The 10,268-nt window shown below is 61.3% G+C and carries 7 protein-coding genes and 4 pseudogenes; 4 read left to right on the top strand and 7 right to left on the bottom strand.

Going from position 1 to position 10,268, the window contains the following annotated elements; all coding sequences use genetic code 11:
* The 3 genes and pseudogenes from FS320_RS31195 to FS320_RS45385 all read right to left on the bottom strand — a co-directional run.
* Positions 1-700 (bottom strand): DDE-type integrase/transposase/recombinase (locus tag FS320_RS31195; protein WP_152716285.1); only part of this gene is annotated, 700 nt, incomplete at its 3' end.
* Positions 701-824: 124 nt separating this feature from the next.
* Positions 825-1,085: pseudogene (locus tag FS320_RS50980) on the bottom strand (hypothetical protein); the annotation flags it as partial.
* Positions 1,045-1,188 (bottom strand): hypothetical protein, encoded by a 144-nt coding sequence (locus tag FS320_RS45385; RefSeq protein ID WP_153885350.1) that lies wholly within the window; start codon positions 1,186-1,188, stop codon positions 1,045-1,047. The gene FS320_RS45385 and the pseudogene FS320_RS50980, both read right to left, overlap by 41 nt.
* Positions 1,189-1,705: 517 nt before the next feature.
* Between FS320_RS45385 and FS320_RS51465 the strand changes: the two genes are divergently transcribed.
* Positions 1,706-2,011, top strand: a complete 306-nt coding sequence (locus FS320_RS51465) for a transposase (protein WP_338105562.1) — start codon at positions 1,706-1,708, stop codon at positions 2,009-2,011.
* A 215-nt stretch (positions 2,012-2,226) separates the two neighbouring features.
* Complete coding sequence (locus FS320_RS31190) at positions 2,227-3,168, top strand: IS110 family RNA-guided transposase (protein WP_152716280.1); 942 nt, start codon at positions 2,227-2,229, stop codon at positions 3,166-3,168.
* A 326-nt stretch (positions 3,169-3,494) separates the two neighbouring features.
* Here FS320_RS31190 and FS320_RS31185 read toward each other — a convergent pair.
* Positions 3,495-4,518 (bottom strand): annotated as a pseudogene (locus tag FS320_RS31185) (IS110 family RNA-guided transposase).
* Between the two features lie 260 nt (positions 4,519-4,778).
* On the opposite strand from FS320_RS31185, the pseudogene FS320_RS31180 reads away from it, so the two are divergent.
* Positions 4,779-5,816, top strand: a pseudogene (locus tag FS320_RS31180) (IS110 family RNA-guided transposase).
* A 682-nt stretch (positions 5,817-6,498) separates the two neighbouring features.
* Here FS320_RS31180 and FS320_RS50970 read toward each other — a convergent pair.
* Both FS320_RS50970 and FS320_RS48535 read right to left on the bottom strand, forming a co-directional pair.
* Positions 6,499-6,933, bottom strand: a complete 435-nt coding sequence (locus FS320_RS50970; RefSeq protein WP_420846800.1) for a LemA family protein — start codon at positions 6,931-6,933, stop codon at positions 6,499-6,501.
* 173 nt (positions 6,934-7,106) lie between these two features.
* Positions 7,107-7,283, bottom strand: a pseudogene (locus FS320_RS48535) (aminotransferase class V-fold PLP-dependent enzyme); the annotation flags it as partial.
* A gap of 644 nt (positions 7,284-7,927) precedes the next feature.
* On the opposite strand from FS320_RS48535, the gene FS320_RS31165 reads away from it, so the two are divergent.
* Positions 7,928-9,874 carry a M16 family metallopeptidase gene (locus tag FS320_RS31165; RefSeq protein WP_244627515.1) on the top strand — a complete coding sequence of 649 codons (1,947 nt, stop codon included), beginning with the start codon at positions 7,928-7,930 and terminating at the stop codon, positions 9,872-9,874.
* A 14-nt stretch (positions 9,875-9,888) separates the two neighbouring features.
* On the opposite strand, the gene FS320_RS31160 is transcribed toward FS320_RS31165, so the two are convergent.
* Positions 9,889-10,268, bottom strand: a 380-nt coding sequence (locus FS320_RS31160) for a transposase (protein ID WP_152716278.1), incomplete at its 5' end; no start/stop codon positions are given.

Raw genomic sequence — 10,268 nt, 5'->3', positions numbered from 1 at the left:
CATTGGTCTGCGGTGTATACGGCTTGGTCCTGCGGTGCTCCAGCTTCAGCTGGCGGCAGGCCTCTTCAAAGCCATCGGCGGTAAAGCAGGATCCTCTGTCGGTGAGCACGTGCGTGATCTTGAAGGGGAAGGCGCGCACCGCCTCTTTCAGGAAGGCGACCGCGCTGGTGGCCAGCTCATCGTCCTTGACGGCCAGGTGCACCCAGCGCGAGCAGCGGTCGATGGCCACATACAAATAGCGTTTGCGGCGCTCCCCGTCGGCGGTCTGCAGCTTGGGCAGGTGCTTGATGTCGATGTGCACGAAGCCGAGATCATAGTCCTTGAACGTGCCGCTCCGGCGCTGGCGCTGCTGCGCCGGGGGCAATCGTCCCAGACCCTCGGCCTTGAGGATGCGGTAGACGGCATCGCGGTTGAGATGCGGCAGGAAATGCGTGACGATGAAGGTCAGATCGTCGAGCGGAAAGCCGGTGGCCTGGCGCAGGACGCAGACGATGGCGCGCTCCTCGTCCGTGGCTTTCCAGGGCAGCTTGTGCGGCCGGCTGGAATGGTCCTGGCAGTCCTGGGCTCCGCGCTTGCGCCACTTGCGGATGGTCTCGGTGCTCACGCTGAAGCGCTGGGCCAACACGCCGGTGGGCTCGGCCGAGCGGGCGATCTCCTGGCGGACAGCGGGGGTGGTACGGGCTTGCGGGTGGATCGACAGCTTCACGTCCTCCTGCGGTGAGAAGCTCGGCGTCGCAGGCCGTCAAAGCGCCAAGTGTACTCCTCAATGGCGTAACGCACCCGATCCCAACAACGTTCCGCCACCAAACACCTAGGACGTCGTCCCCGTCGGCACCAAGAAGCGCGTCGACTCCGGGGCCGCCCAGCAGGACGTCGTTCCCTGCGCCGCCGTGGAGCTCATCCGCTCCGGCGCCGCCCTTCAGGCTGCCGTTCCCATTCCCGCCCGTCTTAACGTTCCTAACGGGTTCAGGCTCCGGGAGATGAAATTCAGGGTCCCCGGGATCAAGTTCAGGGTCCAAGGGACCAACTTCAGGCTCCCAGGGATCAGGGTCGCCTCCCGCGACCCGCTGGGGGGACGGCGGCATCGCCACCGGCATGAGGGTCGAGAGCGTCATTGCCGAAGATCACGTCCGATCCAAACGTCGCGCGCAGGATCTCGCTGAAGTCTGCGTCATTAATCGTAGCCATGCTATCTCCTTGTTAGGTCCACCAGCCGAGAGGCTCCACTGTTTGCGTCCAGTCCCCGAGGGGCAGACGGATCAACCATTGAGGGCGCTGTGAGCGCGCTGGGGTGGGAGCCATCACGAGCTTGGTGAATGCGCATTGAGGGGTTTGCGCAAGGGCGGTTTGAAACCCTTCGCGTACAATCCTGCAGAAGCTCCCATGCACCCCTGATGCAGCATTCCGGAGGAGTGGTAAAATTGATTTTCTCGATGGTCCCCATTCGCGCTATGGATGGAGCTTTAGCGGAATGAAGACGGGGCGGTAAAAGTCGATTCATTTCGAGGGCTGGAGCACCTATACTTGCGCATGATTACATTGCGTGACAGACGAACCGGGATTTGCTGGGTCGCTAGTCGGAATTGGGCGAGAAGCGGCGTCAGCTGTTGGATCGTTCCTGGGCTGAGGTCTTCCGCTATTATCTTCTTGATGACCTTCCGATTGATGAGTTGGTCCCTCATTTCGATGAGCGCATGGGCCGCCCATCGAAGGATTTCCACATCGTCATCGGCGTTCTGCTTTTGCGGCAATCGCACGACCTGAGCCAATCTCCCGCTTTCAATACACGCCAGCACGGGCAGACAACCAAGAACGACGCCATTACGAGAGCAGCGATGCATCCCATGAAACCTATCGTTGGCGCGCCGGGATCGAAGCGACGATGTCGCGCCCGAAGCATCAGATGAACCTGGCGCACCTGCGCATTCGTGGCATGCCGACCATGCGCTATCCGGTTAATCTGCGCGGTCTTGGCCTGAAGATCCGCAGATGTGCCGCGGTTCGGTTCTGATGGGTCGTCTTGTTTTATGACCTTTCCGCTGGTTTTCGACATTAAGAGATGCCCGATCCGAGGTGGCCACCCCGGATCGGGAGGAAGGGGATGGATCGAAGTCGTCTCGGTCGTAGAGGACCGTCGATTAGTGTGATCACCCCTTTCTTTTCCACCAGACCTGGACGGAAACCAGGGCTTCGGGCCCGGATGACAAGAGTAGGACAGCGGAAGAGATGGATAATCTTCTACCCCAAACGGTCGGCATCGACATCTCAAAAGCGACCCTTGATGTATATGCCCATCCTGTAGGCTGCGAGCGGCAATTCCCCAATACCGACAAGGGCCAAAGGGAGCTGATAGATTGGCTTGCACAATGGCAGATCGATCGGATCGCCTATGAAGCTACTGGCGCTTACCATCGGCGGTTAGAGCAGGCTCTGACGGATCTGCCATGCGTCAACCTCAACCCGGCTCGAGCACGGCGGTTCGCACAAGCAGCAGGCACTCTCGCCAAGACGGATAAAATTGATGCGGTCATTCTGGCCCGCATGGCGACGACGCTCCAGCCTCCTGTGCGCCCCGCAAGTACGCCCCAACAAGCCAAGCTCGCGGAATTAATCAGCGCTCGCGATGGCTTGGTCCGCGATAAGATCGCGCTGCAAAATCAAGCAAAGAACCTGACGCTGCCTCTCCTCAAGCGCCAGCACAAAACGCGCCTGGATCAGATCGAGCGGCATATCGAGCAGATTGACGCCGAGGTTGCGACGATCATCGCGGCTGACCCGGAGTTGGCCCGCCGGCACGAAATCATCTCCAGTATCGCTGGGGTAGGCACACGGACCGCCGACCAGCTGGTCGTGACCATGCCTGAGCTAGGAGCACTCGATCCCAAACAAGCTGCTTCCCTTGCAGGCCTGGCTCCCGTCGCCCGACAATCAGGGCAATGGAAAGGCCGCAGCTTTATTCAAGGAGGAAGGGCCAACGTAAGGCGTGCACTTTACATGCCGGCCCTCGTTGCCGCTCGTTACAACCCAGATCTCAAGGCAAAATATGAAAGTCTCATCGCGTCCGGAAAACCAGCGAAGGTCGCTGTGGTCACGCTTATGCGTAAGCTCATCGTGATGGCCAATGCGCTGATCAAAGCCGACCGCCTATGGGTCGAAAAATGTGCTTGATCACAACGGAAACTAATCGCGAGCCATTTTGCAAGTAGTTTTTACAATACTCACCCGCTCGAGCCTTGGATCAAGGTCGAGAGACTATGTCGGAGAGGCTGATCGCGGTGGATCAGAGACACGCCACATGAGCATCTGCCGGATGCAGGGTCGTCTTCGCGGTCGACAGCTATCGCCGCAGGATGGAGCTTCGCGGGAGGAGCCTTCCTATGTGGACGCCACACTCGGCTGCGTCAGCGGTGCATCCCAACAGGCGGAATGGCTCGGCCCACGTCCCGGCAGGCACGTCTCAGCGCGCTCAGAGACTGAACGCGATCCTCAACCGATCAAGCCGCGGTGCCGATGCTCCGGTCGAAGAAGGCGCCGGTCTTGAGCATCGCGTGCATGAGAACAGCGAGTTTCCTCGCCACAGCAACGGCCGCCCGCTTGAAGCCGACCCGCTCCCGGAGCTTGAGACCCCAGGTCCGCAGGCCGCTCTCGGCCGAGCTGCGGGTCAGGATGACGGTTGCCGCCTCAAACAGAAGCCCCCGCACCTGGCGGTCGCCCCGGCGGGAGATATGGCCATCATAGTCGACCTCGCCGGACTGGTAGCGTCGGGTGGTCAGACCGAGCCAGGCGCCGACGGAACGAGACTTCTTGAAGCTGTCTGGATCCTCAATGGCGGTCGCAAACGATGTCGCGGTGATCGCCCCGACACCGGGGATCGACATGAGAATGCGACAGGCCTGGCTTTGGCGAGCGCCGGCCAAGAGTTGACGGCCGAGTTCCGCCGCCCGGATCCGCAGGCTGCGCCACGCCTCCAGCATCGGCAGCACAATCGCCGCGAGGCCCTCCTGGTCGACCAGGAGACTGCGGACATTCTTCTCGAACGTGCTGCCCTTGCCGGCGGGAACGACCAAGCCGAAGGTCTTCATCAGGCCGCGGATCTGGTTGGACAGCTCGGTTGTGATCCGCACCAGCCGGGTGCGGGCCGCCACCAACGTGCGGATCAGCATGCTGTCGAACCCTTCACCCGCACCTCACGATAGAAGCCGACCTCCGCCAGATGCGCCAGACCATCGGCGTCGTTCGCATCGTCTTGTTCGCCGCCATGTCGAGGGCGGCCTTGGCATGACGAGCATCGATGCAGATCGCCGGCAGCCCCTCGGCCTGGAGCGCATGATAGAACCACACCGACAAAGGCCCGGTCTCGAACACCACCCGCTGAGGCTCGGGTGCGCGCTGGCGGACAACCTCCGCAATCAGGCTCGGATCCGACGGGCATTTGCCGCGCCAGATCCGCTTACCGTCCCGCCGCACCGAGATCGCCGTCTCTTTCAACGACACGTCCAGACCGATATACTGCTCCATGGTTGCTCTCCGTTCGATGCTGGGGCCCGGCGTCAGGTCGTGAGCCCGTTTCTTCATCTTATCGGGGAGCAACCACCTTTCTGATCGGCATTCGCCGCTGGCGTCTGCGTGACCCAGCCCATACAGGCGACTCGCCCCGCGATTACCCCATGTATTCGGCTTGAGCCCCATCTCCGATGGCACCAGTCAGAGGTGCAGCGCTTCGATCTGGTGATAGCGTGAGGGTGTTCCCTCACAAGCATCAGGAAAGGGCGCGCAGCATGAAGCACTACGCCGGACAGGACGTCTCCCCCAAAGAGACCTCGATCTGCATTGTGGACGAGATGGGTTCGATCCGCCGTGAGCTGAAGGTGACCAGCCATCCCGAAGACCTCGCTCGTGCTTTACAGGATCCGACATGGCGGTTGGGCCGGATCGGGCTTGAGGCCGGCCCCCTATCGCAGTGGCTGTTCAGCGGATTGGCGCAAGCAGGCTTGCCGGTGATCTGCATTGAGACGCGGCATACGAAGGCGTTCCTCAAGGCGCAGGTGAACAAGACCGACCGCAAGGATGCCCGCGGCATTGCCCAGATGATGCGGGTGAACCTGTTCCGGCCGGTGCACATCGAAACGCTGACAAGCCAACATCGTCGTGCCTTGCTGACTGCGCGCAAGCTACTGCAGGAGAAGGCGGTCGCGATTGAGAACGACATCCGCGGCTTGCTGCGCAACTTCGGCCTCAAGGTTGGCATGACCGGGGCTGTGGGATTTGACGTCCGGATCCGGGAGCTCGTAGACGGCAGGCCGGAACTGGCGGACATCACCGCCTCCTGCTCGCCGCCAGCAGATGTTGCGGGAGGAACTGTCCCGCCTCCCCCGGAAGGTACTGGAGATCACCCGGGATGACGGGGTCTGCCGGCGCCTGATGACCATTCCGGGCGTCGGGCCAGTTGTCGCCCTAGCGTTCACCAGCACCATCGATGTGCCGGCCCGCTTCCGAAAGTCGACAGCCGTTGGACCTGTCTTGGGATTAACGCCAGTGCTCAGGGAGTCCGGGGAGAGCACGCGTATTGGGCAGGTCTCCCTCTGTGGCGATGGAATGATGCGAGGGCTGCTCTATGAAGCCGCCCAGGTCCTGCTGACGCGGGTGAAGAAGTGGTCGTGGCTGAGGCATGGGCGATGAATGTCGCCAAGCGGCGCGGCGTTCGGAAAGCCATTGTCGCGCTGGCGCGGCGCTTGGCTGTCCACATGCACCGGATCTGGAGCGATGGAACGGAGTTCCGTTGGGCGAAAGATCCTCTTGTGCAGCCATTCCTTTGATCGCCCATTAGGGAGAAGACACCGAAGTTCCGCCTGCCGGTGGAAAGCTGTCCCTCGCGGGACGATGGATGAGGTAAGTTCGTGCTGGCCTTTGCATCGATTGCCACGGTCATCAATGCGCTCATCAGATTGTGCTGCCTCATCCTTCTCATCCCATCATGGGAGGGCAGAATGCCGATCCCGGAGAGAAGCAAGAGCTCGCGAGGAATGCGCTAGACCGACGGGTCGAAAAGACGGTGCTTGACGTGGAGGTGCCGAATAGAGAAGGGCCAGCGGTCAAACGAGCCGCATCAGTAGGCCGAACATATGAGTGCACCCGACCGCCTCGCAGACACGTCAACAAATCCCTTGCCAAAGGGGAGCGTCCACATATGAGATTCCGGCTCTCAAACGTTGTCCGGATTCGGGGCGGGCGTGAGCTCTGATTGCAAACGCGCCTCGGCTATCGCAAGTGCTTCTCAGCTAATGAAAAGGGGCAGGGGAGGGATGTTCCCGAACCTGTCTCACATTGACGCTTAACGTGAGGTTCCAAAGTCGCAGAATTTCACGTTAGATGCCCATGGTTGCTCGAAAAGCTCGAGTCTCACGCCAAAATGCCCAGCGACACAGTGCATTCTTCACACGATCTGTGCAACACGGTCGCAACAAGGCGCTCAAAACTTCCTTGCAGTTCCGCATTATATCAGCGCACTGCACTGTTGAAGTCGCTTCGTGCTACGACAATTCGATCCTCGAGTTGCTGAAGTGCTCTGAGCTGACCCATAAGTCTGCTATCAGTGGTGACGCGAGGATAACGTTTAATCATCTCGTAGAGCCGGGCAGACGCCGCTGATAGCCGGAGCTCGGCCCTCTCACAAGCTCTGAAACGCTGGCCGTCTGCTATAGAGCCGCCATCTGCCATGGCAGCATGAACGCCGTCTCGGGCGGCAGCAACTTCATCCAACAATTCGCGTTCTGCTGGGAGCCTCTCCCTCATGGACTCGACCAGGGATTCAACCTGGTGGGAGCGCGCCAGATTTAGGCTCAGAACTTGTCCCCATGCCAAGCGCGCGCGCTCACAAGATAGCCGAACAGCTGAGTCGCAATCTGCTTGAAGGAGCCCGATAAGGCTGATCACTCCAACCAGAACCAAGCGCTTTATCACTGGCAGTTTCCAATCAATTCATCGACCCGTGCGTTGCCAGCCTGGGCACCAATTGTCACCTGCCGACGGAGGGCGCTGATCATCGAGCCAATCCTGTCTTCCAGAACGCTAGAACTTGGACGACTTCGACCTACTCCCGCGACACCATCGAGTGCCGAAAGGATCGCCGCATTGCTGCTTTCGGTCCCGCCCGAGGTGAAGGCGATCTCATGGTCGCACTCCGCGCCGATCAGCGCTTTCACCTGCCGACGCGCCTCCTTCACCGCCGCACCGATGGAGGCGCCAAAACCGTGCATCGACGAAGGGTTGCCGATCGACCGTGCGTTGGGATTGGCGAAGACAAAGCCGGAGGATCCAGACCCCGTGACAAAGTCGGCGGCCATGCCGGCGAATAGGGTTGGGAGCCTGCGTCCACGAACATCTTGACGCCGGCTTGGATCATGATGCGCAAGCCGTCCGCCCGCTCGGCGGCGACGGCATTGTCGGTCAGCGTGATCATGGGACGATTTCTCCTCAGTCTGTGCCGCGTTCGCAGCTCAGCGTGGATTGCTCAGCATATACCGTGCCAAAGGAGAAAATGATTTCACAACAGCATGATGGCTCTCATACGGCTATGTCCGATGTCCGACAGTGTCGGACATCGGACATAGCCGAACGCGGTTAAATGACGCGCGAGTTGCGCTGTTCTCACAGAGAAAACCATGCCGCCAGTCCTGGACAAACGTCGGGTCCCCGACACCTGCTGTCGGGTTTGTGCAATCCGCGACACGGTGCTGTGCGGCCCGGCGTCCTGCCGCACTTTCATGGAAACCCTTGAATAGTCTGCAGAAAATAATTTCTGAGGCTCTTGCGGCGCCGTTGGCACGCCTTTTGCAATCTTCGGTGCGAGGCCGCAGGAGCTGCCGACCGGATCTTGAGGCTTGAGAGCGGTGAGACGATCGATGCCGCCTCCATAGAGGAGGTTTGTATGAAAGCCATGTTTGTCGCGGGGCTCGTCGTCCTGCAACTCGGTGCTGCGCCGGCAATCGGTGCCGCTCCGCCGCAGGAACCAAGCGCGCCGGTTGCGAGCGCGCGCGAGATTGTGGCAGACGTAAAGATTCCCCAACAGAGCTTCACCCTCGACAATGGGCTGCGCGTCCTCGTCCACACCGATCGCAAGGCGCCGGTGGTCGCCGTGTCGGTCTGGTACAACGTCGGCTCCAAGCACGAGCCCAAGGGCAAGTCCGGCTTCGCGCACCTGTTCGAGCATCTGATGTTCGGCGGCTCGGAGAATGCCGACGCCAGTTTCTTCGAGCCGATGCAGCAGCTTGGCGCGACTGACATGAACGGCACGACCTGGTACGACCGCACCAACTACTATGAGACAGTCCCAACCGACGCCCTCGAAAAAACGCTCTATCTCGAGTCCGACCGGATGGGACACCTCCTTGGCGCAATCACGCAGGCAAAGCTCGATCTCCAGCGCGGCGTCGTCCAGAATGAAAAGCGCCAGGGCGACAATGCGCCATACGGCCTCGTTGAATATGCTCAAGCCCTAGCCCTGTTCCCGGCCGATTATCCCTACGGTCAACCGCCGATTGGGTCGATGGCCGATCTCGATGCCGCCAGCCTGGACGACGTGCATGGCTGGTTCCGCCAGCACTATGGGCCGAACAATGCGATCCTCGTCCTTGCCGGCGATATCAACCTTGCGACCGCAAAGCGGCTGGTCGAGAAATATTTCGGGCCCATCAAGCGCGGACCCGATAGCAGCCCGATCGCAGTCGCCATTCCAACCTTGCCCGCGCGCAAGGACGAGACGCTGCAGGATTGGGTAGCGACGACGCGGCTCTACCGCACTTGGGTGGTGCCGGGGCTCAACGATCCTGATGCGGTGCCGCTTGCGATCGGCGCATCGGTGCTCGGTGGCCTTGCCAGCTCCAGACTCGATAATGTGCTGGTGCGCGACGAGAAGCTCGCGGTCAGCGTTCGGGCAGACTTGCAGACGTTTGCTCAAGTGAGCCTGTTCGCGGTGAGCGCCGACGTCAAGCCTGGCGTTGATCCCGCGGTGGTCGCGAGACGTCTCGACGCGATCATCGCCGATCTGATTGCCGAAGGCCCGACGGCTGGTGAAGTTGATCGTGTTGCGATCCAGAATGCCGCCGACACAATCAAGGCGCTCGAATCCGTCGGCAGCAAGGCAGCAACGCTGGCCAAAGGGCTGCTCTATTCAAACGATCCTGATCACTATGCCCAAGATCTCGATGCGTACGCCGCGGCCACGCCCGCGACAGTCAAGGCAGCGTTGGGCCAATGGCTGTCCCGTTCGGTCTATGCCCTGACCGTGACGCCAGGCGCGCGCCCGGCCGATCGCGAGGCGCAGGCCGTCGTGAAGGCGAGCAAGCCGGCTTCGGCCGTGTCACAGACCCAAGTCCCGGTCGTGAAGCGCGCGCCGGCACCTGCGGTTGGCGAGATCGCCGACCTGACCTTCCCACAGGTTACGCGGGCGCAGCTCTCGAACGGGATCGAAGTGGTTTACGCGCAGCGTCGCGCACTTCCGACAACGCAGGTCGCGCTGAGCCTCGACGCCGGCCATGCCGCCGATCCCAAAGCCAAGCGTGGCACGGCGGCCTTGACCACGGCGTTGCTCCAGGAGGGGACCACAACCCTCAGTTCGCTTGGGATCGCCGAGCGGCAGGAGACGCTGGGCGCGTCGATCACCGCCGGGTCGTCGATGGACCGCACCGGCATTACCCTATCAGCCCTGACCGCCAACCTCGGCCCATCGCTTGACCTCTTCGCCAATGTCGCCCTGCATCCGGCGTTTGCCCCCCATGAGGTGGACCGTCTCCGCAGTCAGATGCTTGTCCAGATCGCCGCAGAAAAGACTGAGCCGGGGACGATTGCGGCGCGTTATTTGGCCCCCGCTCTTTAGAGGCTGGTGAGCAATTATCTTTCCTTTCGCGTGAGGCGACGCAGCAGGATGCGGCTCATGGCGAGATAGAGCAGCATTTCACCGGTCTCGACCAAGCGTTCGTAGTCCTTGGCGAGCCGCCGGTTGGTGGTGAGCCAACCGATGGTCCGCTCGACAACCCACCTGCGTGCGAGCACCTGGAAGCCACTCGGTCGCGTCGGCGGCTCCGCGTCAGCCCGCATCCAGGTTCCGCCGCTCCACCAATGCTGCGGGATGGATAATCTCCAGCTCAGGGCCTTCTGGAGCCAGTCCTTCAGCCCACGATAAGCCGTGTCGGCCCACATCCGCTCGATCGCCGGAAAGAGATGCTGCAGACCCTCCAGCAGGAGTTCGGCTCCGGCGCGGTCATGGAGGT

This window comes from Microvirga tunisiensis, from assembly GCF_009296175.1.
GTDB classification, from domain to species: domain Bacteria; phylum Pseudomonadota; class Alphaproteobacteria; order Rhizobiales; family Beijerinckiaceae; genus Microvirga; species Microvirga tunisiensis.
This window is presented reverse-complemented; position numbering and strand designations above follow the sequence as displayed.

Bases quoted from the DNA above. Each gene is read 5' to 3' on its own strand.
- FS320_RS45385 (WP_153885350.1), bottom strand. From the start codon at position 1,188: ATGGCTACGATTAATGACGCAGACTTCAGCGAGATCCTGCGCGCGACG.
- FS320_RS31190 (WP_152716280.1), top strand. From the start codon at position 2,227: ATGGATAATCTTCTACCCCAAACGGTCGGCATCGACATCTCAAAAGCG.
- FS320_RS31165 (WP_244627515.1), top strand. From the start codon at position 7,928: ATGAAAGCCATGTTTGTCGCGGGGCTCGTCGTCCTGCAACTCGGTGCT.